This is a genomic window from Paraburkholderia lebeckiae (genome assembly GCF_050436225.1).
GTDB classification, from domain to species: domain Bacteria; phylum Pseudomonadota; class Gammaproteobacteria; order Burkholderiales; family Burkholderiaceae; genus Paraburkholderia; species Paraburkholderia tuberum.
In genome coordinates this window covers 893,765-919,676 of sequence record NZ_JBNDLU010000003.1, presented here as the reverse complement: position 1 = coordinate 919,676, position 25,912 = coordinate 893,765, and the positions used below count along the sequence as shown (strand labels likewise).

Here is a 25,912-nt window from a genome sequence, read left to right as displayed (position 1 = left end):
CCGCCATGTCGACCCTGAAACTGAAAATGCCCGCAGCCGGCGAAGCCGGCATCGCGATCCTGCTGATCATGATCGTGTCGCTGATGATCCTGCCGCTGCCCGTCGCCGCCATCGACGCGCTGCTCGCCGTGAACATCACGATCAGCGTCGTGCTGCTGATGGCCACGATGTACGTGAACCACATCGCGACGCTGTCGGCGTTTCCGTCGGTGCTGCTGTTCACCACGCTGTACCGGCTGTCGCTCAACATCGCGTCCACCAAGTCGATCCTGCTGCATGCCGACGCCGGCACCATCATCGAGAGCTTCGGCCAGCTAGTGGTCGGCGGCAACCTGGTGGTCGGGCTGGTGGTGTTCGTGATCATTTCGGTCGTGCAGTTCATCGTCATCGCGAAGGGCTCGGAGCGCGTGGCGGAAGTCGGCGCGCGCTTCACGCTCGACGCGATGCCCGGCAAGCAGATGAGCATCGACGCCGACCTGCGCGCGAACATCCTGACGCCCGACGAAGCGCGCACGAAGCGCGCGCGCCTCGCGGTCGAAAGCCAGCTGCACGGCGGCATGGACGGCGCGATGAAATTCGTGAAGGGCGACGCGATCGCCGGCCTGATGATCACGCTGATCAACATCATCGGCGGCATCGCGGTCGGCGTCGCGTATCACGGGATGTCGGCCGGCGACGCGGCCAACCGCTTCTCGGTGCTGTCGATCGGCGATGCGATGGTTTCGCAGATTCCGTCGCTGCTGATTTCGGTGGCGGCCGGCGTGATGATCACGCGCGTCGACGAGGGCGGCGACTCGCAAAGCTCGCTTGGCGAGGACATCGGCCGGCAGTTCACCAGCAACGCACGCGCGCTCTACTTCGCTGCGCTGCTGCTGGTCGGCTTCGCGCTGGTGCCCGGCTTTCCGATGGTGCTGTTCCTGCTGCTCGCGGCGATCCTCGCGTTCACCGGCTACCGGCTGCAGAAGAAGCAAGGCGCGCGCGCGGGCGGCGGCGGCAAGCCGGTCAGCGCGCTGCAGCGTGCCGGAGCGAAAGGCGATGCGCCGTCGATCCTCGTGCAGCCGCCGCAGTTCACCTGCCCGCTCGGCGTGCGGCTCGCGCCGGACGTGGCCGCGCGCCTCGCGGCCGACGCGCTCGACCGCGCGTTCGACGCCCAGCGCGCCGCGTTGCAGGCCGAAGTCGGCCTGCCCTACCCCGGCATCATGATGTGGACCGACGCGACGCTGCCGGCGCACACCTACGAAGTCCTGATCTTCGACGTGCCGCATGGCCGCTCGACGCTTGCCGAATCGGCAGGCGCGGCAACGCATGACGACGGGAGCCCGGAGGCGCTGATCGCGCGCCGCACCGTCGCGCTGCTGCGGCAGCACGCGCATCTGTTCCTCGGCATCCAGGAGGCGCAGTGGATTCTCGACCAGCTCGGCGAGGACTATCCGGGCCTCGTCGCCGAAGTGCAGAAGGCGCTGCCGCTGCAGCGCATGGCCGACGTGCTGCGCCGCCTACTCGAAGAGGGCCTGCCGATCCGCAATATCCGCAGCATCACCGAAAGCCTGATCGTCTGGGGTCCCAAGGAAAAGGACATGCTGATGCTGACCGAGTACATCCGCATCGACCTCGGCCGCATGATCGCGCACCGCGCCACCGGCGGCGTGCGCGATCTGCCGGTGGTGGTGGTCGACGTTCAGGTCGAGCAGCACGTGCGCCAGTCGATCAAGCAGACGCCGACCGGCAACTTCCTCGCACTGCCACCCGAGGACATCAATCACCTCGTGAACCGGCTCGTCGAGATCGTCGGCGAAACGCCGCGCGAGCCGCTGGCGATGGTCGCGTCGATGGACATTCGCCGTTACCTGAAGCGGATGATCGAAGCGCGCCTGCCGTGGCTGCCGGTCTACTCGTATCAGGAGCTGGGTGCGCATGTCGATCTGCAGCCGGTCGGCCGGCTCGCGATGTAACGGAGCGCCGCGATGAACCGGACCGATCTGCACCGGGTGCGCGTGCTTGCACCGAACGATGAGGCCGCGGCCGCAAGCGCATCGTCGTCGACGCCGCCAGGCCGCCAGGCGGCGCTGTTCGAGCGCTACCGGCAACTGGCCGCGGCGGCGGCCGCCGATCAGCAGGCCGAAGCCCGCGCGCACGGCGACGAGGCCGACGAGACCGACGAGCAGGCTGCGCACGATGCCGACGGCGACGACGCGCGCACCGAAGCGTCGGCGATGCATACGGCGCATGCGGCACACGACTTCGCGCTGTATGGCGGCTTGCACGCCGGCCGCTACGGCGGCGGCGCGGCGGCGTTCGCGGTGACCGCGCTCGCCGAACAGCGCGACACCCCGCAACGCGGCGATCAGCAACCCGATGCCGACGAACGCGGCAGCCAGCAGGGCGACGGGAGCAATTCGGGCAACGGCGCGGACAACGGCGCGGGCAACGGCGACAACCACAGTGACGGCAGCCACGCGCCGCCCGCGGGCGCCGCGCGATCGATGCCGTCCGCGCCTGTCACCGCTGCCGCGGGTGCCGCCTCTAGCGCCGCAGCAACCACCACCGCAACTGCCACCGCAGCCGCTCGCGCAAGAGTCGAGGCGCTGTCCGCCGTGACACCGACCGGCGAAGCGCCCCCGCATCTGCTCGACTATCTGGTCTCGCAAACGGCCGCCTTCTGCGCGAATCCGGCCGCGCTCGCACGCGGCACCTGGCAGTTGTCGATCTCGCTCGATCCGCAGCAGTTGCCCGAATGCGATCTGCACCTGACGCTTTCGCATTTCGACCTCGTGCTTCGCTTCGAGACCGCGCATCCGCAATCGCGGCACTTAATCTCCGTTCATGCCGCGACGCTGCGCGAACGGCTCGCCGGCCCGCTCACGCAGAGCGCGCCACACCGCCCGCGCAACATCGAGATCACCGTTTCCTGATATCGACAATGGACCACCCCCGCACGCCATTCGACACCGCGCCGACCGCCCCGGCCGAAGCCGCGCAAGCGCAAGCGCAAGTGCAAGCGCCATCGGCGGTTGCGCAGCCGCTCGACGCGGCGCGCATGCCGGCGCTGGGCGCGCAGCTCGCACGCTGGCAGCGTCTCGCACTCGACGCACGGCTCCACACGCTGCTCGCGCACACGTGCGGCGTGAGCCACTGGAGCGTCGGCACGCACGACCCGCTCGCAGAGCGCGACGTCGCCGTCGTGACGCTGCGCTGGGGCCTGCAACAAGCCGAGTTCGCACTCGACGTCGCGCAGCACCCCGGGCTCGCCAGCCTGCTCGCCGCCGACCCCGACGCGCAGCCAGCGTTGCGCCGCGCGGTCGGCGCGGTACTGCTCGAACCGCTGACCGCCGCGCTCGCACGACTCGGGATGGACGGCGTCGACATCGTCGCGCTCGCCCCGGCCGCCGCGCAGCGCGGGCAACAACCGCGCTGCGCGCTCACTTTCCGGCTCGGCGCACGGCGCATCGACGCGGTGCTCGACGACCTCGACACCGAATGGCTCGAAGCGCTCGAACGCCTCGTCGCGAACCAGTGTCTGCCGTTCGCGACGCACGTCAGCAGCATCGCGGTGCCGGGCCGCCTGTCGATCGGCGAGCGCTCCGTCAGCGTCGCGCTGCTCGATTCGCTGCGGCCCGGCGACGTGGTGCTCCGCTGTGTATCGAACGCATTCGCCGCGCTCTATCGCGGCGAATGCGAGACGGCCCGCCTGCCCGTCGCATGGGGCCGCTACGGCACCCGGCAACTGCGCGCGCTCGCCATCGCCGGCCCGCAATCGCTCACTATCGAAGAGGACCCCGTGATGAGTCACGACATGCAATTCAACGCCCCGCTGACCGATTCGATCGACACTCCGGTCGACATCAGCCACCTCGACCTGCCGCTCAAACTGGAGATCGACACGGTGTCGCTGCCGGTCGCGCAGCTTTCCGCGCTTCGCGCGGGCTACGTGCTGGAGCTGCCGACCGCGCTGCCCGACGCGCGCGTTCGTCTCGTCACGTATGGCCAGACCATCGGATTTGGCGAGCTCGTGAGCGTGGGCGACCACCTCGGCGTTCGTCTCGTGCAATTGTCGCAGCCGCATCATGGTTCAATTTAGCGACCTCACCGGGCTGCTGCTCGCGGTCGTCGCGATCAGCCTGATCCCGTTCGTGGCGATGGTCGCCACCTCGTACGCCAAGATCGTGGTCGTGCTCGGCCTGCTGCGCAACGCGCTCGGCGTGCAGCAGGTGCCGCCGAACATGGTGCTGAACGGCATCGCGGTGCTCGTCACCGCGTATGTGATGGCGCCGCTCGGCATGCAGGCGATGCAGGCCATGCAGAACAACCGCGCGGCGCCCGGCACCGATACGTCGACCCTCGTGCTCAACGTGTTCGACGCCGGCAAGGAGCCGTTCCGCGCGTTCCTGAAAAAGCACGCGCACGAGCGCGAAAAGCGCTTCTTCGTGCGCTCGGCCGCCGCGGTCTGGCCGCGCGAGATGGCCGCGAAAGTGCGCGAGGACGACCTGATCGTGCTGGCGCCAGCGTTCACGCTGACCGAGATGGCGGACGCGTTCAAGATCGGCTTTCTGCTCTACATCGCGTTCGTCGTCGTGGATCTCGTGATCGCCAACGTGCTGATGGCGATGGGCTTGAACCAGGTGCAGCCGACCAACGTCGCGATTCCGTTCAAGCTACTGCTGTTCGTCGCGATGAACGGCTGGTCGACGCTGATCCATGGCCTCGTGCTGACCTATCGCTAGCGCCGGCACGACTCCTTTCGAGGCTCTCTTCATGGAAACCGAAACGCTTGTCCGCCTCACCACCGAGGGCCTGTTGCTGTGCCTCTCGGTGTCGATGCCGGTCGTGGTGGTGGCCGCGCTGTCCGGTCTCGCGATCTCGTTCGTGCAGGCCATCACGTCGATGCAGGATCAGAGCATCTCGTACGCGGTCAAGCTGGTCGCGGTGATCGCGACCGTGCTGATCGCCGGCGCATGGGGCGCCGCCGCGATCCTGCGCTTCGCGAACGAAGTCGTCACGCTGGCGGTGCCGTCGTGAGCACGCGCATCCACGGCGGCCAGCAACCGCACGTCGACCAGCAGGCGCACGACGCGAAGACGGGACACGCGCACGTCCAGCAGACCCATGCGCATCAGGGGCAGGTGTCGCACCTGGTGATGCAGCGCAAGCTGCGTGCGAACAAGATCCAGCACAACAAGGCGCTGATGGCGGCGTTCTACCGCAACAAGCGCTTCGCCGAGTCTCATGGCAAGGACCCGTCCGCGGCCGGCCAGAAACTGCTGCGCCAGCTCGGCACGAGGCCGCGGCCCGGCGCGGCAGGCAAGCCTCGCGACAAGGCGACCGGGCGCGAGCGGCCCGAGGACGGCGCGCACGAATCCGGGCAGCGCCACGAGAACGACCCGAATCAGGATCGCGAGCAGAAGCATGGCCGCGATCATGAGCACGAGCACGAACATGGACAGGACCAGCGCGGGCAGAAAGACGGGCAGCAGCGCGACGGTCAACAGCGTCAACAGGGTCAGCAGCAGGGCCGCCACGGGCAGCAGCAAGGCCAGTCTCACGGGGGCCAGTCGGATGGTCAGCAGCAAGGCCAGCCGCAGGGACAATCGCAGCAACAACCACAGCAGCAATCGCAGCAGCAACAACGGCAACGATCGCCGGGCGAGCCGCATGAACGCCGCGGGCGCGGCGACAAGCCGGCGAGCTTCGCGCTGAAGAAGGCGGGTGGCATGGCACGCAAGACTGCTGTCGCGCCGATGCGGCTGCAGGCGCTCGCGGAGCGGCAAGGCGCGTCGCCGACGCGCGCGCAGACGCTCGCCGACGGCTACGCGCGCGAACTGATCGGACTCGGCCGCGAACTGCAAGGCGGGGATCGGCACGCGCAGCGCCAGTCGTTGCACCTGATGCTGCCGCTCGCGCTGCTGTCCGCGTGCTCGCGGATGGCGATGAAGCGCCAGCCCGCGCAACTGCAGGCGCAGATCAACAGCGCACTCGCGCAGCCCGGCAACGGCACGGTCGGCGCCCGGCTGCTCGGCCACACCCTCGACCTGACACTCGCGCGCCAGCGCTTTCGGATCGACTACGACGACAACGAGCAGTCGCTGTCGATGGTGCGCCAGCGCCTGATGGACGCCACGGCGGCAACCGCCGCCCCGGCCGCGCCGGGCGGCGTGTCGGGAGGCGTCGCCGCCCCGAGTGCGCCGCGTTCGCCCGGCGCTTCGTGAAATTCGCAGCAAGTTCGCATTGGTGCGATCGGCGGCGCAGGCGCTCCCTACACTGGCTGTAATGGATCGCACGACGATCGAAGTGAAACGGACCTACGGGAACCACGAGCATGAAAGCCCTGCGAGTACTGACTGGATTGCATGCCGGCGCGCAGATCAGCGTCGCGCCGGGCAGCTACTGCATCGGCGGCGCCGACGATGCAGACATCTGCATCAGCGACTGGCAAGTCGAGCCGATCACGCTGACGCTCGGCGAGGACGGCGTGACGCGGCTCTACTCCGTGCACGGCGACGAAGTGCTCGTGGCCGATTTCGTCGCGGTGCCGTTCGGCGACGTAGTGTTCTGCCTCGGCCCGCAGGACGGCGCGTGGCCGTCCGATCTCGAACTGCTGGCCGGGCTGTGGAAGACCGCGGCACTCGCCGCCGAAGGCACAGCGAGCGAAGCGCAGCCGGAGCCGGAGCCGGCAGCCGAGCCCGCGTTGCACGCAGCCGATGCCGGCGTCGCTGATCCAGCCACCGCAACCCATGCAGCGGAGCGTAATGAGCCGGCCGATGCAAAGCGCGCCCCCCGTCCCGCCCAGGGCCGCCGGAACTGGCGCACCGCAGCGATCGCGCTCGGGTGCGCCGGCGCGATCGCCGGCCTCGCGGCCGCCGGCGCGATGTTGACCGCCGCCCAGCCGAGCGAGGCAGCCAACCGGCCGGTGAACAGCGACCTGCTCGCGACGGAACTGGGCAGCGCCTTGCAGCGCGCCGGCTTCGCGGATCTGCAAGTCGCCGCGCGCCGCGACGGCGTCGCCGTCAAGGGCATCGTCGCGAACGCGGACGACAGCGCCCGCGCGCGCCGCATCATGGACCAGCTCGCGCGCGGCAACGTGCGGCGCGAGTACGACGTCGCGCAGCAGGACGTCGACGACATTCAGCAGTCGCTCGCCGACACCGGCGCGCATGTGAGCTACGACGGCCACGGCGTGTTCCGCGTGTCGGGCAGCGTCCATGCGATGGACGCGTTCCGCGACCGCATTGCGAGCGTGCGCGCCGATCTCGACGACAACGTCAAACGCATCGACATCGACGTGAAGGAAGCGCGGATGCCCGCGTCCGACGTCGAGTACACCGAAGTGGTCGCCACCGGCGGCCTGCGCTACATCGAAACCCCCGACGGCACCAAGCATCTGTTCGCAGGCGCCGCCGCGGATCGCGGCAACGATTGACCGGAGAAACCGACATGTACGACGCATTGCTTCCCATCGCGGAAGATCTGAACACGCTCGACGCGACGCTCGCCGCGCCGGACGCCACCGAGCGGGTCGCGCGCATCGCCGCCGCGTTCGACGAAACCGCGCGGCGCATCAGCACGTTCGCGCAGACGGCGCGCGACGATCAGCAGCGCAGCGAGCTGCAGAAGCTGTACCGCGGAATGATCGCGGCGCGGCGCATCGTGCTCGCGCTGCACGAGCGGCGCAGCATGCGCGGCACCGCGTACTGAGTCGCGGCGGCGCGCGACGCGATGCGGTTTGGTCGTGCGCACCGCCGCCATGCAGCACCCGTAATGCTCTTTCAGCCAGCAGTAGCTTTCGCAGGTCCACGTGCAGTAGCCAACCTTCCTTGACCTTCACTGGAGAATCACGATGTCGTCATCAGTCACCGCAACCGGAGCGCAGGACGCAGCCAACAACAGCGCGAGCATGGTCGGCCAGATGCAGCAGATGGCCGACGAGAACAACGCCATGACAATGGCCAGCATGCAGATCAACATCGAGCAGCAGGAGACCTCGGCGTTGGCGTCGGTCGGCAACAACGGCGCGAAGAACATCTCGGACGCCGCGAAGGGCCAGTAAGTCGTCCGTACCCCTCGTACGCCGGGTGCGCGGCAGCCGGAGCTCCGGTTCCCGCTTTCGTGCGCCCGCCTTTTTGTTTTCCGCCGTTTGGGATCGCCGCCTTACACCATGAGCAGGGAACGTTACGTCGAGCTGGTTCACGAAGTCTGCGCGGTCGTCGGGTTGCCCGACGCCGAGTACGTGGTCGAAACGCAGACGCTGGAAATCGAAGGCTTCGACGTCCGCCTCGATCATCACGAGAACGATGCTGGCGCGATGTATGTGTGCTTCCATTACGGCGCGGTCACCGCCGGCCGCTCGCTGGTGGTCTTCCGGCTGATGCTGGAAGCGAATCTGCTCGTCTACGCGCAGGACCAGGCGCAGTTGTGCATGGATGCGGACACAGGCGGCATCGTGCTGCTCGTGCACCTGCCGATGGGGCCCGACATCACCGGCGAATACCTCGCCGATCTGCTCGGCCACTACGCCGAGCACGGCCGCTACTGGCAGACCAACATTCTCGAATCGACCGACGAGATGTTCGAAGGTATCGCTTCGGGCAACTACATGTGGCTGCGGGCCTGAGCGGGTGTCGTGCAGGCCGTTTTGGCCCACACGACGCCCGCACTGGCGGCAATGCCTGCGCATAGAGGTCGATGCGCGGCTGCGACAGCGCGCGCGTTACGCGACGATGCGCGGCACCACGACGATCACGCGCTGCATCGATGCGGGCGCGCCGTCGCCGAGCACCGCGAGCCCGTCGCCGGCCGGCACGCTCGCGCTCGCCCCGTCCAGCGCGCCGTTGCGCCCGCCAGGCGCGGGCCCCGGACGCGCCCAGTCGACACGCAGCGACACACCCGGCACACCGCCGCGCGCCTCCACCGTCGGCGCGACCGATAGCCAGACATCGACGCCGCTGCTGCTGTCGTCGAGCGCTCCGCTGTCGTCGTCCGCCGTCCGCCTCAGCAGTTGCGCTTCGTGGCGATCGAACACCGCCGGCGCGCGGTCGAGCGTGAACGCGGTGCGCGACACCTCCAGCCTCGCGCCGCGCGTGCGCTCCAGCGCCGCGAGCCGGGCTAGCAGCGCGCGGGCGCCGTCAGCGGCCGTCACCGGCGTGCCCGGCGTCAGCGGCGCCGACAACGTGGACTGCACCTCCGGCAGCGCGTCGCTCGGCACGTCGACCACCCATGTCTGCAGCGCGACGAGTTGCGGCTGCAGGTCCGCATCGGCCACCAGCACTCCGTCACCGTCGATGCGTTCGGGCACGTCGCGAATCAGGATCGAGTTCGTCCCCGCGTCGGCCTCGACCACCGGCAGCGGCGCGTCGAATTCGAGCGGCGCGTTCGCAGCAGCCGCCGTCGCGGCATCGTTCGACGCCGCTCGCCGGCCGCCATGCAGCCGTTGCCGCAACAGCGTCGCGACGCCGGGCACGACCACCTCGCGGCCGTCGACCACGCGGGTCTGGTCGGCGGCCGTCGCCACGCGCAGATGAAACAGCCGCACGGCGGTATGCGTGCGCGAGCGTGCATCGGCTTCGAGCCGCGCGGCGGCCTGCCTGACGCTCGCCACATAGTCGGGTGGCCCGTAGACGCTCAGCGTGCCGGCCGCGGCGTCCGCACGCAGCGCAAAGTGTTCGTCGGCCACGCCGGCGCCGAGCAGCGCCGCGCGCAGCGCCTGCAGGCTCAGGTAGTGCGGCCGCATGGCGAGATGCTGCTGCGCGCCGGCGGGCGACACCCGCAGCACCGCGCCGTCGAAATACCAGACGAGGCCGTAGGTCGCGCACAACGTGTCGAGAAAGCGCTGCGGCGGCATCGAGAAACGGCCGCTCACCTCGCCGTCGATGGTTCCGGTGACACGCAACGTCAGGTGCTGGCCCGCCGCGAACGTGCGCAGCGTGTCGGCGACGCTGCTGCCGTTCGTCGCGTACGCGAAGCGCTCGCCGTTCCAGTTGACCGGAGCCGCGAGCGCCGGCCGGCAAGCAACGCCGGCCATCGCCACCAGCAGCACGCCGAGCAGCAGGCTCAGCGCAGCCGTTGGCCGCCCGTGCGGAAGCGACACACAGTTCGTGACGCCGCGCCACGTCCGACGACTGCGAGCCCTCATCGGTGAAAAACTCATGAGGTCATGCCGTCAGGAATCCAGGGAAGAGGCAGGTGCGGCCGCGTCACGCCCGCCCTCGGCGCCGAACGTGAGCCGATAGCCGGTCGCATAGACCGACTGCACGGTCCAGTCGACGCCGGCCGCCTTCAGGCTGCTGCGCACGCGGCTCACATACATGTCCACGGACCGGCTCTGCACCGCCGCGTCCCAGCCCCATACGACGCTCATCAGATCCTGACGCATCACCACCGTCCCGAGGTGCGACGCCAGATGCCACAGGATGTCGAATTCTTTCGTGCCGAGCCGATGCGCTTCGCCGTCCACCACCAGCGCGCGCGCCTGCTGGTCGAGCACGCACGCGCCGACCATCATGCGCCGCCCTTGCACATTGGCCGAAGCGAAACGGCGCAGCAGCGCGCGCACGCGCGCGAGCAGCACCTGGCGGTCGAACGGCTTGACGAGGTAGTCGTCCGCGCCGGCGTCGAGGATGCGCACGATGTCGCTTTCGGCCGAATGCACGGTCTGGAAGATCACCGGCATCGCCGACTGCGAACGGCCGCGGATTTTCTGCAGCAGCTTGTCGCCGGCCAGCCCCGGCACGTCCCAGTCGAGTATCGCGAGGTCGGCCCATTGTTCGGTCAGATGCTGCTGCGCTTCGAGTCCGTTGTGAAAGCCGTCGACGTGGTAACCCTCGGTCTTCAGCCACGAATTGAGCAGCGCATGATGCGCGACGTCGTCCTCGACCAGCAGGATGCGAACGGGTCTGCCTGAGAGCGATTTCATCGTCAAACCTCGTTATGGGAAGAGCCGCCGAGTGTACCGCCGCACTCAACGGCGCGCAGCGCGCAACGCACGGTCGGCGTCGGCGAGCGACGCGTGCGCCGCGCGCGGTGCGGCGGGATTCAGGCACGGCAGGCGCAGCACGAACAGCGTGCCGCCCTGCCCGTTGAGTTCCGCGTACAGCGTGCCGCCGTGCAGCTCGACGATGCGCACGGCGAGTTTCAGCCCGAGGCCGAAACCGGTCGCGGTCCTCTTGCCGAGCTTGTCGAAATCGGAGAGGCGCACGCCGTCGACGAGCCCCGGCAGTCCGCCCGCGCGGTCGCTCACCAGCACTTCGACGCTGTTGTCGCGATGGCGCAGCGACACCGTCACGGCCTCGCCGCGCGGCGAAGCCCGCACGGCGTTGTCGATCACGTTCTGGATCGCGCGCGCCGCGAAATTGCGCATGCCGTTGATCCAAACCGGCGCGCTGTCGGGCAGCCACAACTGCAGCGGCACGCCGCAATAGACCGCCGTTACTTCCAGTTGCGACACGATCTGGCGCAGCGTCACGCGCAGGTCGAAGCGCCGGAAGTCACGCGTCTGCAGATGCTCGGACACCGAGTTGAAAATGAACTGCTCGCCGAGCGACAGCACGTACTGCGCAAGCTGCGTGATTTGCTGCATGCCGCCGCAACGCTCGAACGCTTCGGGGTCGCTGCTGTCGAGCTGGGTCAGCGCGCTGATCGAATTGAGCGGCGAGCGCAGATCGTGCAGCAAAAAACGCAGCGACATCTCGCGCTCGTCGACCGTGCGCGCAAAACCGGTCACGTCGGTCACCGCGATCACGGTGCCGCTCGCGCCGGCTGCCGGACCGCCCTGCAGCCACAGCGTGCGCTCGCCCGCGCGCAGCTCGAAGCCGCATTCGAGTTGCGCCGGCCGCAACACGTCCCCCACGCCGAAACGCTCGCCGAGCGCCGCGCCGAAGTCGAGCCCGGCCGGCAGCGCGATCTCGAGCAACGCGCCTGCGCGCGCGTTCGCTTCGCGCACCTCGCCGGTCGCATCGAGCACCACGACGCCGCACGGCAGGCCGCCGAGCACGCCGCGCATGCGTCGCACTTCGTCGGCCGAACTGCGCAATCCGGGGTCTTCCATCGGTTCTCCTTGCCCGCCCGTCAAGTCGGCGTGATCACGCGCGGCAGCAGCAGGAACAGCCGCTCCATGTGGCTCTTTTGCCGGTTGTTCGTGCGAAAAAGTGCGCCGATGACCGGAATCTTCGACAGCAGCGGCACGCCGGTCACGCCGTCGGTGTCGTTGTTCGCGCGATAGCCGGCGATCAACAGCGCCTGTCCCTCGTCGATGAACGCCTGCGTGTTGATGGTGCTGTTCTGGATCACCGGCAGGTTGCTGACGGTCTGCGAGGTCAGCTCGCCGTCCTCTATCGCGACGTCGAGCTTGATGCGCGTCTTGCCGTCCTCGTCGACCACCATCGGCAGCACGCGCAGCGAGACGCCGGTGGAAATGCTGTAGAGGTCGCCGGCCGTATAGCCGGACACCGGGACGAAGAACTGCTGCTTGTTGTCCATCACGGCCTCGATGTTGTTCAGCGTGACGACCTTCGGACTCGCATCGATCTTCGCGGTGTTGTTCTGCTGCAGCGCCGAGATGCGCGCCATCAGATAGCGGCCCGCATCGCCGAGCACCGCCGCCACCGACGCGCCGACCGGCGTGGCCGAGCTCAGCACGTTGCCGGGCAGCGTGGTCTGCCCGAAGTTCTGCGTGAGCGTGCCGTTGTAGGTGGACTGCGGGAGCGTGCCGGTGCCGGTCTGGATGTCGAGGTGACTGTTGTGCGCGGTCCAGTCGACGCCGAGCTGCTGCAGCGCGTTGTCGTCGATCTCGATGATGTGCGCCTCGATCTCGATCAGTTGCGGCTTCACGTCGAGACGGTGGATCAGCGTGCCGTACTGGCTCATGTGATCGCCGGTGTCGCGCACGATCACCGAGTTCGTGCGCTGGTCGGCGACGATCACCGGCAGTTCGTCCTGCCCGCTCGCCGCCGCGCCGGTGCTCTGCTGCTGCGGGGGCGGCGTGCCGACCGCGGCCGCCACCGCCGCGGACGGCTGGCCGGTCAGCCCCGCAAACATGCCCCGGCCGCCCGAGCCGTCCGGCAGCGGCGGCGGCAGATACGAACTGTTCGAACTGGCCGCGTACGGACTCGAGTAGGTGTCGCCGTTGACGTTGCTGATCGGCGTGTTGCGCGTGACGCCGGATGCGCGGCGGCGGCCGTCCGCACCGCTGCCGCCGTTGCGCTGCTGCGCGTCGCGCGACTGCTGCGGATGATAGATGCCGTTGAGCACCGTCGCCACGCCCTGCAGCGTCACTTCCTGGCCGTCGATCGACACGTTCCGGTCGGCGGCCCACGCGTGGTCGAGCGCGAACACGCGCACCTCGGTGCCGCCGCGCCGCGCGGCGTTCGCGTCGAGCCGCGACGCGATGTCGGTGACCATCTGCACATAGCGTGGCGGCCCGCTGACGAGCGCGGTCCCCTGTTCCGCGTTGTAGACGATCGGAAACCGCTCATCGGCGATGTGCATCTGTTCGAGCGTGCGAGCAAGTCCCGCGGTATCGGCGGTATCGAGCTTGATGAGGGTGGTCTGCAGATCGGCGGCGGACACGATGTCGAGCACCTCACCGTCGTAGTACCAGACGAAGCCGAACGACGCGGCGAGCGTATCGAGGAAGCGCCGCGGCGGCAGATGGAACTTGCCGCTCACGGTGCCGCTGACGCCGGGCGCGATGCGGGTCGCGAGGCCCTGGCTCGCGCCGAAATCGCGCAATACGTCCTTGATGTCCTTACCCTCGGCGACGTAGTCGACCGAGGCCGACTTCCAGCGCACCGGCGCGGCCGCGACGGTGACGGGCGCTAACGCGCCGGCGGTGAGCAACGCGCACAGCGCGACGACGTTCAGCTTAGCGGTCCACTTCATATTGGCTTGCAAAGTCACTGAGGAAGGGGGAAGGCGACGGCGCGCACGGCCGTGCCTGAAAAAAGGCTGAAATTGCGCGACGCGACGTTGCGCAGCGACAGCGATTTCGTGTGAGAATTTGCCGCTCCCAACCGTTTGCCGGATATCGAAGATGGATTCCTCGCCTCTGCAACGCCGCGATTTGACTCGTGAGATTCTCGACCTGATCGATCTCAAGCAGACCTTCACGGACATTCACATCGAGCAGGATCGCCCGATCATGCTGAAAGCGCCGCGCGGCTGGGTGGCGGCCGGCGAGGAGCCGGTGCTGCTCGACGAGATGCTGCCGACGCTCACGTCGATCGAGCCGGAATGGGAAACGCTGCTGCAGCACGGCGCGATCGACCGGCCGTTCGTGCTCACGCATTGCCGTCTGCGCTGCAACATCTATCGCACGTACGGCGGGCGCAAGCTCGTGATCTCGATTCGCCGCCTGCCGCTGCAGCCGATGCCGATCGACAGGCTCGGCCTGCCCGCGTACGTGCGCTCGATGCTCGACACCGCGAAGGGCCTCGTGCTCGTGACCGGCCCGACCGGCTCGGGCAAGACCACGACGATCGCGTCGATGCTCGACTACATCAACCGCAGCCGCAACAGCCACATCATCACCATCGAGCAGCCGATCGAATACGAACTGGAAAGCCGCAGTTCGATCGTTTCGCAGCGCGAAGTGCCGACCGACACGCCGTCGTTTCCGGCCGGCCTGCGCGAGGCGCTGCGCCAGAAGCCCGACGTGATCATGGTCGGCGAAGTGCGCGACACGGAGACCGCCGAAACCGCGCTGCAGGCCGGCGAGTCGGGCCACCTCGTGCTCGCGACGATGCACACGGGCAGCGCGCTCGGCACGCTGACGCGCCTGTTGTCGTTCTTCCCGCTCGAACATCGCGAGCGCTACGCGGCCACGCTCGCGAACTCGCTGATCGGCATCGTCTGCCAGTGCCTCGTGCCGAGCGCCGACGGCGAGAACTTCGTGCTCGCGAGCGAATTGCTGTTCAACAATAACCAGCAGATCAGCCCGCTGTTGACGGACGCGGCGAAGCTGCCGTTCATCGCCGAGTTCATGCGGCGCAAGGAAGACAACATGTCCCGGCTGCTGAACGAGCACCTCGCGTCGCTGGTCGCGAAGGGCGCGTGTCTGCCGCGTGACGCGCTGCGCATGACCTACAACCGGCTGGAGCTGCACGAGCTGTTGCAGTCGCAGGCGCCGCGCTGAGCGGCATGCACGCCGGGCCGCGCGCGCTCCGGCGTGCGGGCGGGAAATCGGGACGAAGGGTTGCACGACGGCTCGCACGCTCGCTTGCTCGCTCAGTAGTAGAGGTTGATGGTCCAGCCCGCCGCCACCGGCGTGTTCGGGATGGGGTTGCCCGCCGGATAGCAGTAGCTGCTGGTCCACGGTGTCGTGATGCCGTAGTACGTGGCCCAGTTGGTCGTCACCTGCACCTGATACGTGCCCGGCTGCACCGACTGCGCCAGCGTGTTGTTGATCCCGCCCGAGTCGTTCGTGAGCGTCGGCGTCTGACTTTCCGTGTGCGAGATCGAATTCTGCGAGCCGTCGAGAATGTCGAGGTCCTGCGATAGCTGCGCGCTCTGCGTCGGTTGCGTGGTGGTTACGCAGACGCCGTCGTTCATGTGCCCCCAGCTCGACGCGGTGATCACGCCGGGTCTCGTCAGCGTGACCGGTATCCTCATCGTGTACGAGTACGTCCCGTTCTTGGGCCCGGTGATGGAGCCGCCGGCCGGGCCTCCGCATCCCGTGTAGTCGGTCGCGCCCGGCGTAGTCATCACGAGCGTACAGCCCGTCGTGGTCGGCCCCGCCGTGATCGCGGTGCTGATCTCCCAGCGCAGCGCCGTGTTGCCGTTGCTGTCCGTGACCGACTGGCAGGACAGCACGTCGCCGGCCGCGTCCGTCGTCAGCAGCGTGCCGCTCGCCGGATTGGGGCCGCAGGTGGCGCCGAGCGTCGCGCTGTTGCCGAGCGTCAGCTGGCCGTTCTGGTCGACCGCCAGCGCCTGCCAGCTGCCGGCCGCGGCGTTGTACGTGAACGCGCGATGTGTGTCCCGCGACATCGAGACGTCGCCGTCGTGCGGACTCGTCAAGCTCGTCAGAGCGTTGTAGGTTGCCACCGGCTGCCTCCATTGATACGACGCCTGCGGCAGCCACTGGTACGCAAACGATGCGTTCGGCCCATTCTCGCAACTCAGCACATTGCCGCTCGAATCGGCTGCGACCGCGCCCGGTTCGCTGCACTGTGCAAAAGCGGTTTGCGTCGTCGCGAGCACGAGCGGCACGTGCATCGTGTTCACATCGGTGTTGCCCGGCACCGCGACGCGGTACAGGTAGTCGGTGTTCTGTGCCTGCGTCGAAGTCGTCGTGACGAGGCTCGCGAGGTGGCCCACGCCGGTACGCTTGCCCGAGCACGACACGTTGCCGGGATTCGGCGCGGTGACTGTCCAGCCGCCGTACGCGCCTTTCGCGGCCCCAGCAGGACTCGTCATCGCCTGGATTGCGCCGCCGCCCTGCCCGGCGTTCGCGGCGATATAGCCGAGTTCGCCGTCGGGAATCGTGCGGCCGCCTTCGGTCACGAGCAACGCCTGGATTGAACCGGGCTGACCGGCAACGCCGTTGATCAGCAGACACGGCGTCTGCCCATATGGATTCGTCGTGCCGGTGGTGCCCGACAGATACGACGCGAGCTGGTAACTGCCGGCCGTATTGAGCCCGATTGCGAACGAGCCGCCCGCGGCCGTCTGCGCGAGTTGCGCGTAGTTCGCTTCGACCAGTTGCCGCGCGGCCGCCGCAATGCGCGCCTGATAGAGCGCGCTCTGTTGCCCGCGCGTGTCCTCGAGCGACGTGCCGACCATCGCCGTCATGCCGGCGATCATCACCGCGGCGATCGCGAGCGCGGCCAGCATCTCGATCAGCGTGAAGCCGCGCGCGCGCCGACGCGCGGGCATGCGCGGGCCGCTCGACAAACGGGTTGCGGGTCTTTTCATCACGGATAGACCTGGCCGATCCAGACCGGCGCGCCGTTCGGCACGCCGGCCGTCACCGAGGCGGGCAGCGCCACTGCCGGGTTGCCGCTCGAAACGACGTAGCCGTTGTCGGCGGCGCCGGCCAGCATCGAGCCTTGCGCGAGTTGCTCGATGCCGGGGACGACGGCCGCCATGCTCGTCGATGCCGCGTAGACGATCACTTCGCTGCCGGCGCCCTGGCCCGGATTGGTCGCCACGTAGTTGTGCCACGCATTGTTGGGCACCTCGCCGGACGACAGTTGCAGCACGTTGCCGGGTACGCTGCCGGCAACGCCCGGGTGCGCCTGCACGTAGGCCATCACCGCCTGGCGGTAGTCGCTCAGGTTCAGCGCGAGCGCCATGTCCGACGGCGCCGCGGTAGCGCACACGCTCTCGCCGTCGAACAACGCGTAAGCGCCGATCAACGTCGAGAACGCGACGACGGTCCAGATCAGGTACATGGTGCGAGCGTGCGACGCGCGGCTGGGGCGAGGATCAGGAGGAGATCCAGTCGATCGTGTTGGCCGTCGCACTGGTGCATGCCCCTTGAGCGGCGGCAGGCGTCATCGGCGGCGGCGTAGCGCTTACGCCGTTGACCTGCACAGAAATCCAGCTACCTCCCGCCGTAACCGTATTGATGCAGACCGCTTGAGGCACCTGCTGATACTCGATCTGGAACGTGCCGGTACTGGGGGAAGTGACGGCGACGGAGCCACCCCACGTATTCGTCGCGTTGGCATTCGCGCCCGACACCGGTATCGTGCTCGGAAACACGCCGGCGCTCGACAGCACCGAATTGCTGATGCTCGTATAACCGTTGGCCTGCCCCATATACAACTTCTTCACCCCCGCCTGAATCGCATTGACCTGCTCGGCCAGTTCGTTGGTGCCCGCGCTGGTGAATGCGCCGTTCAGCAGCGCGACCGCGCCGATCACGACGATGGCCGCGATGCCCAAATAGGCAATCGCTTCGAGCAGCGATGCGCCGCGTTGGGCGCTACGCGATGCGCGGCCGCGCCTGGCGGCCCGCGAAACGACAACTGTGGTCTGATGCTGCATGGCTGATCTCCTTCAACTCGAATGGCCGCCGCCATCGGCGCATGGCCGGGAGCAGGCGGAGTGACGTCGACACCCGTCGATTACAGAACAACCTCAATGAAGGCTGCGGGACAAAGCGGCAATTTCCTGCTGAATTCCGAAGAAACCGGTGATGAGCCAGCACAGCACGAGCGCCAGCATGACGATCGCCGCACCGTTGATGAAACGCATCTGCGCCTCGACCGCCGCGACGCCGTCTTGCATCCACTCGTCGGCCAGCGCCTGCAGCGCCTCGGCGAAGCCCTTGTATTCGGCGTACACGCACAGGTCGTCGACGATCTCGCGCGACGGGAACTGGTAGCCCGTGTTCTTCATCGCCTCGCCGACGTTCAGCCCGGACTTCACGCCGAACAGCACGTCGTCGATGCGCTGGCGCAGCCACGGCTGCGCGTGTTCGGCGAGGCGCCCGAGCGACTTCTCGACGGTGAAGCCCGCCGTCTGCAGCGACGAAAACGCGACCAGAAAACCGCAGCCGACGATCATCCGGTACACCGAGTAAGGCGGATAGCGGTCGAGCCGCACGCGCACCGTGCCGGCCCAGCGCGGCATCGACCAGGCGAGCAGCACGAGCAGCGCGACGAACAGCAGCACGCACCAGATCAGCCCGCTCTGCACGAAGCGCGACAGCGTATAGAGCGAACGCGCGACGCCATGCCAGTGCTCGGGGCTGATGATCGCGGTGAAGCGCGGAATCACGACCTTGCCGAACAGGAACACGTAGCCGATCGTCATCACGAGGATCACGACCGGATACGCGAGCCCGCCGATGACCGCAGTGCGGATGCGCCGCGCCGAACTGACGACGCCGCACACCGTGTTGAGCGCGATTTCGAGCCGCCCCGACTGCTCGCCGGCCATCACGATCATTTGCTCGGTATGCGGCACCCACCACTGCATCGCCTCGGACAGCATCCCGCCGTTCTGCACTACGCGGCGCCAGTCCGACAGCACGATCGCCTCCGGTTCGTTGGGCTTGCGCCCTTCGCGCGACGCGCGCAGCTCCAGTTCCTCCAGCACCTTCAGCAGCGGCAGGCCGTTCGCGAGCATCTTCGCGATCTTGCGGTAGAGGCGCAGGCGCACGTGGGTGTTCAACTGCAGGCGCGCCCAGCGGCGGTTCAGGTCAAGTGCCATAGCTGCCTCCGCGCGCATCGTCGGCCGGCGCGCCGGGCACGTCGACGGCAGACGGTGCCGCGAGCGGATCGGCGGCGCCCACAACACCCACCGCGCCGATCGCCAGGCGCTCGCCGTCGGCGGCGGGCGGCAGATGGCCGACCACCCGCTCGGCCATGCGCGGATCGACGAGACCGGCGGCGACTTTCTCGACGGCGTGCTGCGCGGTGGTCTGGCCGCCCAGCTCGCGCAGCCAGTATTCGTGCGCGGCGGCCTTGCGGCCCGCGCGCAGCAGTTCGCACAACCCGGCGTCGGTACGGATCATCTCGGCCACCACGGTGCGGCCCACGGTGCCGCCGCTGCAGTGCTCGCAGCCGGGACCGGCCACCCGCACCTGTTCGAAGCGCGCGCCGACCGCACGCTTGACGCGCGCGACGAGCGCCGCGTCGAGCGTCGCCATCGCCTGCGCGAACGGCCGCGCGCAATGCGGACACAGCAGCTTCACGAGGCGCTGGCTGATGAGCCCCGTGACGAGCGATTCGTCGGTCACCATCGCGAGCGGCAGGCCGAGGTCGGTCAGACGATCGACGATCGCGAGCGCGCCGTTCGCATGCACGGTGGTCCACACCTGGTGGCCCGTCATCGACGCGCGCAGAGCGCTTTGCGCGGAAGCGCGGTCGCGCACCTCGCCGATCATGATCGTGTCCGGGTCGAGACGCATCGCGTTCGCGATCGCCGCGGCGAACGCGAGCGAACGCGCTTCCTCGGTCGCGGCGTTGACGACCGGCGTCTGCACCGCGCCGGCGATCGGGTACTCGACCGGATCCTCGACCGTGATCACGTGAATCGAGCCGGCCATCTCGCGAATCTGACTCGACAGCACGCGCTGCAACGTCGTCGATTTGCCCGAGCCGGTCGGCCCGCTGATGATGTTCATCCCGTGCGGCTGCTGGGCCAGCAGATCGAGCGTGGCGGTCTGCGTCGGCGTGAAGCCGAGCTGGGTCAGATCGGCCGATTCGCCCGCGTCGTTGTACAAGAGCCGCAGTACCATCACGGTCCCGACGCTGGTCGGCGCCGTCGCGATACGCACGCCGAACAGTTGCTCCGGCAGCTTGTCGCGATCGCCGATGCTCGCGTCCTGGCGCTCGGTCGGCTTGTATGTGTTGTCCGACACGCTCGCCATTGCCGCGTAGAGCGTGGCGAGCAGACGCTCTCCGTATTCGCGCGTCTGCTCGCTCACGCGCGTCAGTTCGTTGTGAATCCGGAACAGGATCTCGGTGCTGAAACGGTTCACGCGGATGTGGATGTCGGACGCGCGCTCGTTGCATGCGCGCGCGATCAGGTTCTTCGCGACCACCTGCATCTGCGTGTGGTCGACGCGCTCGCCGGTGCCGTCGCGCCGCTGACCCTGATACGCGCGGCGGACTGCATCGAGGCTCACGACGCGCGTGGTGTAGCGATAGCTCAGGCGTTCGAGGCGCGCGCAGTACGACAGCACGAACGGATTCATGTCGTGCCCTTCGGCGACGAGCAGATGGCCGTCGTCGAGCAGGCACAGGAACTTACGCTCCTCGGCGCTCGCCGCGTACTCGCCGCTGTCCGACAGCGGCCGCGCATGACCGTGCGCGATTCCCGCGGGCGCGCTTGCGTTTGCGCTTGCGGTCGAATTCGCGGACAGCTCCGCGCCCGGCGCAAGCGCCACCGCCGAACTGCCGGAGCCAGGCATGACGACCGGCGATGCCACACCGGACGCCGCCGCGCGCGCAGCCGGCAGCGTACCGCCGAGCGGCACGATGGTTTTCGCGGAGCCAGTGGAACCCCGCAAACCCGAACTGTTAGTCAGTGCATGAGGCTTCATCGCAGTTACCTCGTCGGCATCGGCAAAGTCGGAATAGGCGGCGTGCCGCCGTGCAGCGCGTCGGTGGTCGCCGCCAAGCGCGACGCGTCGCGAACGCTCGAAACGATCAACGTGCTGCGCTGGCCGCCGATGCCCTGCACGACCATCGCGCCCGGCCGGATCGACACCACGCGCATCCCGTTGGGCAAGGTGTCGCCCGCGTGCACGTCGAGCTCGCCGCCGTCGACGGTGCGCACGGTGGCGCTCGTCTCGCCGCCGAGGCTCTGCGTCGCGACCACGCTGACTTCCGTATTCGCGACCGTGCGGCTCACCTGGTCGAGCGCGGCCTCGCGTGCGGCCACCTGCGCCTGCGCATCAAGCTTCTTTAGCTGTGCGTTGAGCACCACGGTGTCTTCCTGCAGCCGCATCAACTGAGTGGCCGCGGCCATCGCGGCCGATGTCGGCACCACCGCGGCGGGCGGCGCGGCGCGCACCGACGCCGCCGTATCCGGCCCAGCTGCCGCCGCGCACGCGCTGCCGCAGGCGGCCAGCGCGACGAGCCAGCACGCCGCCGCCCGCGCGGCACCGCGTACCGTGGTGATTGCTCCGGCGTCGCTGAACCGCCGCGTTGCTGCACGTTCATTGCTCATACACCACTCCTTCGAGGGTCCATTGCCCTGACCCATAAGAAAGCTTGTCGATGCGTACGCCCGGCTCGTCCAGATAGCGGACCACGGCGAGCGGCGACAGCGCGCCAAGCTCCGCGCTGATGCGCCAGGTCTGCCACGGCGGCGGCGCGGGCGGGCTGCGGCCGGGCAGCGTATCGAGCGCGGCCGCGGCCACGCCGCGCGGCGGCGCGGGCGGCGGCTGCAAACGGAAATTCAGCTTCACGCCGAGCAGCTGGAACGCCGACAACAGCCGCAGCCGCACGCCGCGAATGCCGTCGATCGCTTCGTCGCCGCCGGCGGGCAGCGACACCGGGAGCACGAGCGACGCGCGATCGCCACCCGGATCGACGCTCGCGAGCGGCTCCGTCGCCATCAGCATCGCGACGTTCGAATCGTTGCGCGACCAGTCGTAGCTGACGTTGGCGGGGCGACACACATAGCTGTCGAGTTGCCAGCCGCCCGGCGCGAGCGCGTCCAGATGATCGAGACAGTTGTCCACGAACGCCGCGGGCAGCGGCGCGTGCGCCCACGGATGATCGGGCGCGGCCGCCGCGGCCTCCTTGCGCGATTGCTCCATCAGACGCGCGCGCTCCGCTTCGAACGCGCGCTCGCGCGCGACATCGAGCTGATGCTGCCGATAGCGCAGCGCCGCGAGCGCGCCGCCGGCAACCGCGATCAGCAGCGCCGCGGCGAGCGCCACGCGGCGCCAGCGAAAGCGCCGCGACACCGGCACGAGGTTCAGCCAGCGCTGCAGCCGCGGTTTGCCCGCGCGCCTCGGGATCATGTCCCGGATGCTGCGCGCGTAGAAATTGTGAAACCCCTGCACCTCGATCTGCGGATCGCCGATCACCACGTTCCAGCCACCGAGGCTGTAGTCGCTGTGCAGACGCTCGAACACTTCGTCGCTGCTGCCGATCCAGTCGCCGTTCGGCAAGAACGCGCCGTCGCGCACCGCGAAATACGCCCAGCGGCCGTCCGGCAGACTGAATGCGCCGAGCCAGTTCGGCGCCGGCTGCTGCCGGCCGTCGTAGAACGCGCCGTCGGTCGCGATCGTCTTCGACACCAGCGCGCCGAGCGACGGCAGGCCGAGCTGCGCGCCTTCGCGCGTGCTCGCGAATCCGGCGCCGGCGAAGCTGCGATCGATGCGCAGCACCATCGCGTCGAAGTTCAGCCGCGCGGCGAGTTCGACCGCCTCGGCGCGCAGCTCGTGCCGGCGCGACAGCGACTGCCAGAACAACCCGCAGACGAAGCGCTGACGATCGATCTGGATGGTCTGCGTAGCCATGATCGTGGTCCGCGCGCGCTCGCTCAGGCACCGTTCATCGCGACCGGCGTCAGCAGGATCACGATGATTTCGCGCGAATGCGTGGCGCTCTGGCCGCCGCCGAACGCGTAGTTGTCCGGCGTGCCCACGCCCTGCCGGTTGGTCTGGTCCGACGTGCCTTCGTAGCCGCTGATCACGAGCGTCTGCCCCGACTTGATCGCGACGCGCTGCAGGAAGTTGCGCGTGTCGACGGTCGGCAGCTGGATCGTTTGCCCGTTCGCGTTGAAGTTCTCCAGCTTCGCGAGCGACGACAGGTTCGTATAGAACTGCAGCATCACCGTGCCGTCGTCGAGGATGTGCGGCAGCAGCGTCATGTTGAAGCCGGTCGTGACGGTGCCCGGCATGAGCGAAGTCTGCGTGCCGACGTTGAGCGTCGACGTGGTCGAGATCTGCGCGAGATAGCCCTGCTGCTCGGCCACCTGCACCGGCACCGGCTGGTCGTTGAGCGTGGTCACCGACGCGGACGTCTTGCGATGCACGGTGCCCTGCTGCGACAGCGCGGCGATCATCGCGGTGGTGCCCGACGCGCGGCTCGACGGCGTGATCACCGTCGCCGAGAACTCGTTCGGAGTCGCGGTCGACACGAGGCTCGAGAACGTGTTCGTGATCCCGAAGCGCGTGCCGAGCGCCTGATAGACGGCATTCCAGTTGATGCCGTAGGTATCGTCGGCGGACAGCGTGACCGACAGCACCGTAATGTTGACCAGCACCTGGCGCGATAGCACGCGGTTTTGCTGCGCCATGAATTCGCCGACGCGCTCCAGCACGTCCGGCGTGTCGGTGACCGTGATCGAGCCGGTCGCGGGCGACGCCAGCACCGAGCCCGACGGCGACAGCATCGCCTTGATGGCCGCCTGCAACCCGTTGTAGACCGACAGCTGCGCGGTCATGCCGATGTTGGTGCTGTTGTCCGAAGACACCGAAGGCGTGCTGCCGCCATTGCCGCTGCCACCGCTGCCGATCGAGCCCCCACCACCTCCCGCGCCGCCGTTCGTTGCGCCGCCGCTCGAGCCGCTGCCGTTGCCGTTGCTGCTTGCGCCGCTCATCACGTACGTATCGAGACGCGAGTCGCCGGGGATCGACGTCACCTGGAACACGCGCGTGTCGGTATAGAAGAACACGATCGTGCCGGCGTCGTACTTCCAGTAGACGCCGAAGCGCGCGGCGCCCATGTCGAGCAGGCCGCGCAGCGTGCCGCGCGGATAGACGAGATGCACCGGCGCACTGACGCCCACGTCGACGGGCGACCCGCCGGCCGCGGCGCGCAGCGTGCCGGCGAACGGCGCGGTGCCCTGCAACAGGCCGGTCGGCAGCGGCGGCAGGCCCGGGGTGCCCGTGCCACCGCCCGCGGCGGCACTCATGTTCGGCGCCGCGGTCGCGCGCGCGGCGGCGTCCTGCGCGCCCGGCGCCACCCGCGCGGGAATGCGCGTGAGCCGCGTCACGCGCTCGGCAAAAGCCTGCAGCGAATCGACAGTGCCGTCGAAGCTCGCGGGCTCGCCGAACAGCGGCGGCAGCGTCTGCACGACCGGCAGCTTCACCGTATTGCCCGACAGCCACAGCGAGTTCTTGACGATCACGCCGTCGTTGTCGCGATCGACGGCATTGCCGTTCTGGGTCTTCGCGAGCAGGCTGCCCGCGTGCGCCGCGTCGCTGTGCGCGGCACGTTCGAGCCTGCCGGTGAGACCGGTGCAACCGCCCAGCGCGACGGCGACACACGCGGCCGCCACGAGAATGCGAAATGCAGACATCAGCCGGCCCCCTTCGGAATAACGCGCAGCACGCGATTGCCCTTGTACATGACGATCTGGATCGGCACCTGCGCATTGCTCAACGCATCGACTACTTCGCGCAGCGCCTCGTCGAGCGAGCCGTGAATCGTTGCATTCGCATCGACGGTGAAATCGGTCGGTACGTCCCACACGAATTGCCAGCCCGCTTCGCGAGCCCAGCGCTGCAGCGCGTTGCGCACCGAGCCGTCGGACTCGCGGAGTTCCCAGACTTGCTGCGCTTGCGGCGCCGAAGCGGTGTCGGCACCAGTTGGCGGCATGCCCTGCGTCAACGGTTGCCCCGGCGGCCCGGCCACGGCGATCGATGCAGCCGGCGTCGCCGGCAAAGCGGCGGCCGGCGCGAGCAGTGGCGGCATGCCGTGCGCGGAGGCCGGCGTGGTCGGCGGCTTCGACGTGGCTGCCGACGAGGACTGCGTACTAACGGCGGACAGCGGCGCAGACACCGCCGACTCGTCCGGCGCGAGCGATGCAGGCGGCGCAGCCGCCGTCACCGCAGGTCCGCTGGCACGCTGCGCGGCAGTATCGATCGGCGCACCACCCGTCGCAGGCTCGCGCGCATTGGCGCTCGCATCGGCTCGCTGCGGCGCATCGGTTGTCATCGCTCGCTGCGGCACCGCACTGACCGTGACGATGCGCAGATCGGTATTCACGCGCGCCTGCAACTGCGGATTGGCCGACAGCATTTCGCCGAGCACGCGCACGAACGAGCCGCCCGCATGCCAGCTGACCGGCGTATCGGCCCACGCGCCGGCGTTCGGCACGTTGACGCTGTAGCTCGCCGGCACGATCTGTTCGAGCGCGTGCAGCAACGGCACGCGCTGGCCGCTCACGCGCACGGTTTCGCCCGCACGCTGCGCGCCCTCGACGATCACCTGCTGCTCCGACGCCATAGCCACCGCACAGGTCACTGCCATGCAACCCAGCCACATCGTCATTCCGATACCGACTGCCAGCTTTCGCATGCTCTGTTCAATTCGTTGATTGTTGCGGCCGCCACCGCCACTACCGCGCAGCGTCCGTCCGGCACGTCGCGACATTCAGGCTCGCGAGCCCGGAATGACCGGACTGCGTGCTCATGGCGCAAGCTGGTTGACGGCATTCAGCGCGCATATCTTTAGGCTGTTTTTCTCCCGATTTCATTTACGATCCTGCCCTTTCTTCTATCCGCCTTCTC

24 protein-coding genes are annotated in these 25,912 nt (G+C 68.5%); 11 read left to right on the top strand and 13 right to left on the bottom strand.

The features are described 5' to 3' along the window. The first annotated feature begins 5 nt into the window (after positions 1 to 5). The 10 genes from OKW45_RS38950 to OKW45_RS38905 all read left to right on the top strand — a co-directional run bounded on the left by OKW45_RS38950 (position 6) and on the right by OKW45_RS38905 (position 8,605). Positions 6 to 1,952 carry an FHIPEP family type III secretion protein gene (locus tag OKW45_RS38950; RefSeq protein ID WP_429473942.1) on the top strand — a complete coding sequence of 649 codons (1,947 nt, stop codon included), beginning with the start codon at positions 6 to 8 and terminating at the stop codon, positions 1,950 to 1,952. Between the two features lie 12 nt (positions 1,953 to 1,964). Continuing rightward, on the top strand, positions 1,965 to 2,912 hold the full coding sequence (sctP, locus tag OKW45_RS38945; RefSeq protein WP_429473941.1) for a type III secretion system protein SctP: 948 nt from the start codon (positions 1,965 to 1,967) through the stop codon (positions 2,910 to 2,912). An 8-nt stretch (positions 2,913 to 2,920) separates the two neighbouring features. After that, positions 2,921 to 4,078 carry a type III secretion system cytoplasmic ring protein SctQ gene (sctQ, locus tag OKW45_RS38940; protein WP_429473940.1) on the top strand — a complete coding sequence of 386 codons (1,158 nt, stop codon included), beginning with the start codon at positions 2,921 to 2,923 and terminating at the stop codon, positions 4,076 to 4,078. Next, positions 4,065 to 4,721 carry a type III secretion system export apparatus subunit SctR gene (gene sctR / locus OKW45_RS38935; protein WP_018422080.1) on the top strand — a complete coding sequence of 219 codons (657 nt, stop codon included), beginning with the start codon at positions 4,065 to 4,067 and terminating at the stop codon, positions 4,719 to 4,721. The genes sctQ and sctR overlap by 14 nt, the downstream gene beginning before the upstream one ends. A gap of 31 nt (positions 4,722 to 4,752) precedes the next feature. Beyond that, positions 4,753 to 5,016: a type III secretion system export apparatus subunit SctS gene (gene sctS / locus OKW45_RS38930; RefSeq protein ID WP_018422081.1), complete on the top strand. Its 264-nt coding sequence runs from the start codon at positions 4,753 to 4,755 to the stop codon at positions 5,014 to 5,016. Then, positions 5,013 to 6,203: a hypothetical protein gene (locus OKW45_RS38925; protein ID WP_429473939.1), complete on the top strand. Its 1,191-nt coding sequence runs from the start codon at positions 5,013 to 5,015 to the stop codon at positions 6,201 to 6,203. Before sctS ends, OKW45_RS38925 begins: the two co-directional genes overlap by 4 nt. Positions 6,204 to 6,313: 110 nt before the next feature. Then, positions 6,314 to 7,414, top strand: coding sequence for an HrpD5 family protein (gene hrpD5 / locus OKW45_RS38920; RefSeq protein ID WP_429473938.1), 1,101 nt, complete (start codon positions 6,314 to 6,316; stop codon positions 7,412 to 7,414). A 14-nt stretch (positions 7,415 to 7,428) separates the two neighbouring features. Beyond that, positions 7,429 to 7,689 carry a type III secretion system protein gene (locus OKW45_RS38915; RefSeq protein WP_429473937.1) on the top strand — a complete coding sequence of 87 codons (261 nt, stop codon included), beginning with the start codon at positions 7,429 to 7,431 and terminating at the stop codon, positions 7,687 to 7,689. A 142-nt stretch (positions 7,690 to 7,831) separates the two neighbouring features. Continuing rightward, a complete protein-coding gene (locus OKW45_RS38910; RefSeq protein ID WP_018422085.1) occupies positions 7,832 to 8,041 on the top strand; it encodes a hypothetical protein in 210 nt (69 codons plus the stop codon). 108 nt (positions 8,042 to 8,149) lie between these two features. Next, on the top strand, positions 8,150 to 8,605 hold the full coding sequence (locus OKW45_RS38905; RefSeq protein WP_018422086.1) for a type III secretion system chaperone family protein: 456 nt from the start codon (positions 8,150 to 8,152) through the stop codon (positions 8,603 to 8,605). 96 nt (positions 8,606 to 8,701) lie between these two features. Here the strand turns inward: OKW45_RS38905 and OKW45_RS38900 are convergent, their stop codons facing one another. The 4 genes from OKW45_RS38900 to sctC all read right to left on the bottom strand — a co-directional run bounded on the left by OKW45_RS38900 (position 8,702) and on the right by sctC (position 13,866). After that, positions 8,702 to 10,078, bottom strand: a complete 1,377-nt coding sequence (locus tag OKW45_RS38900) for a type II/III secretion system family protein (RefSeq protein WP_429473936.1) — start codon at positions 10,076 to 10,078, stop codon at positions 8,702 to 8,704. A 72-nt stretch (positions 10,079 to 10,150) separates the two neighbouring features. Next, the gene (locus tag OKW45_RS38895) at positions 10,151 to 10,903 is read right to left on the bottom strand and encodes a response regulator transcription factor (RefSeq protein WP_429473935.1); all 753 of its coding nucleotides are present in this window, start codon (positions 10,901 to 10,903) and stop codon (positions 10,151 to 10,153) included. A 45-nt stretch (positions 10,904 to 10,948) separates the two neighbouring features. Next, positions 10,949 to 11,989 (bottom strand): sensor histidine kinase, encoded by a 1,041-nt coding sequence (locus OKW45_RS38890; RefSeq protein ID WP_429474052.1) that lies wholly within the window; start codon positions 11,987 to 11,989, stop codon positions 10,949 to 10,951. Between the two features lie 65 nt (positions 11,990 to 12,054). Beyond that, positions 12,055 to 13,866, bottom strand: a complete 1,812-nt coding sequence (gene sctC, locus OKW45_RS38885; RefSeq protein WP_429473934.1) for a type III secretion system outer membrane ring subunit SctC — start codon at positions 13,864 to 13,866, stop codon at positions 12,055 to 12,057. Between the two features lie 151 nt (positions 13,867 to 14,017). On the opposite strand from sctC, the gene OKW45_RS38880 reads away from it, so the two are divergent. Next, positions 14,018 to 15,118: a type IV pilus twitching motility protein PilT gene (locus OKW45_RS38880; protein ID WP_018422091.1), complete on the top strand. Its 1,101-nt coding sequence runs from the start codon at positions 14,018 to 14,020 to the stop codon at positions 15,116 to 15,118. 92 nt (positions 15,119 to 15,210) lie between these two features. Here the strand turns inward: OKW45_RS38880 and pilV are convergent, their stop codons facing one another. The 9 genes from pilV to OKW45_RS38835 form a co-directional block, all read right to left on the bottom strand. After that, positions 15,211 to 16,896: a shufflon system plasmid conjugative transfer pilus tip adhesin PilV gene (pilV, locus tag OKW45_RS38875; RefSeq protein WP_429473933.1), complete on the bottom strand. Its 1,686-nt coding sequence runs from the start codon at positions 16,894 to 16,896 to the stop codon at positions 15,211 to 15,213. Continuing rightward, positions 16,896 to 17,375 (bottom strand): type IV pilus biogenesis protein PilM, encoded by a 480-nt coding sequence (gene pilM, locus OKW45_RS38870; protein ID WP_429473932.1) that lies wholly within the window; start codon positions 17,373 to 17,375, stop codon positions 16,896 to 16,898. The genes pilV and pilM overlap by 1 nt, the downstream gene beginning before the upstream one ends. Positions 17,376 to 17,409: 34 nt before the next feature. Next, entirely contained in the window at positions 17,410 to 17,973 is a 564-nt protein-coding gene (locus OKW45_RS38865; RefSeq protein ID WP_429473931.1) for a type 4 pilus major pilin, read from the bottom strand. 93 nt (positions 17,974 to 18,066) lie between these two features. Further along, the gene (locus tag OKW45_RS38860) at positions 18,067 to 19,143 is read right to left on the bottom strand and encodes a type II secretion system F family protein (protein WP_429473930.1); all 1,077 of its coding nucleotides are present in this window, start codon (positions 19,141 to 19,143) and stop codon (positions 18,067 to 18,069) included. Further along, the gene (locus tag OKW45_RS38855; protein WP_429474051.1) at positions 19,133 to 20,848 is read right to left on the bottom strand and encodes a GspE/PulE family protein; all 1,716 of its coding nucleotides are present in this window, start codon (positions 20,846 to 20,848) and stop codon (positions 19,133 to 19,135) included. The genes OKW45_RS38860 and OKW45_RS38855 overlap by 11 nt, the downstream gene beginning before the upstream one ends. Before the next feature lie 137 nt (positions 20,849 to 20,985). Then, positions 20,986 to 21,609, bottom strand: a complete 624-nt coding sequence (locus OKW45_RS38850) for a type IV pilus biogenesis protein PilP (RefSeq protein ID WP_429473929.1) — start codon at positions 21,607 to 21,609, stop codon at positions 20,986 to 20,988. Further along, positions 21,599 to 22,912, bottom strand: coding sequence for a type 4b pilus protein PilO2 (pilO2, locus tag OKW45_RS38845; RefSeq protein ID WP_018422098.1), 1,314 nt, complete (start codon positions 22,910 to 22,912; stop codon positions 21,599 to 21,601). Before pilO2 ends, OKW45_RS38850 begins: the two co-directional genes overlap by 11 nt. A 23-nt stretch (positions 22,913 to 22,935) precedes the next feature. Further along, a complete protein-coding gene (gene pilN / locus OKW45_RS38840) occupies positions 22,936 to 24,699 on the bottom strand; it encodes a PilN family type IVB pilus formation outer membrane protein (protein WP_429473928.1) in 1,764 nt (587 codons plus the stop codon). Next, positions 24,699 to 25,700, bottom strand: a complete 1,002-nt coding sequence (locus OKW45_RS38835; RefSeq protein WP_429473927.1) for a toxin co-regulated pilus biosynthesis Q family protein — start codon at positions 25,698 to 25,700, stop codon at positions 24,699 to 24,701. Before OKW45_RS38835 ends, pilN begins: the two co-directional genes overlap by 1 nt. Positions 25,701 to 25,912: the final 212 nt, after the last annotated feature.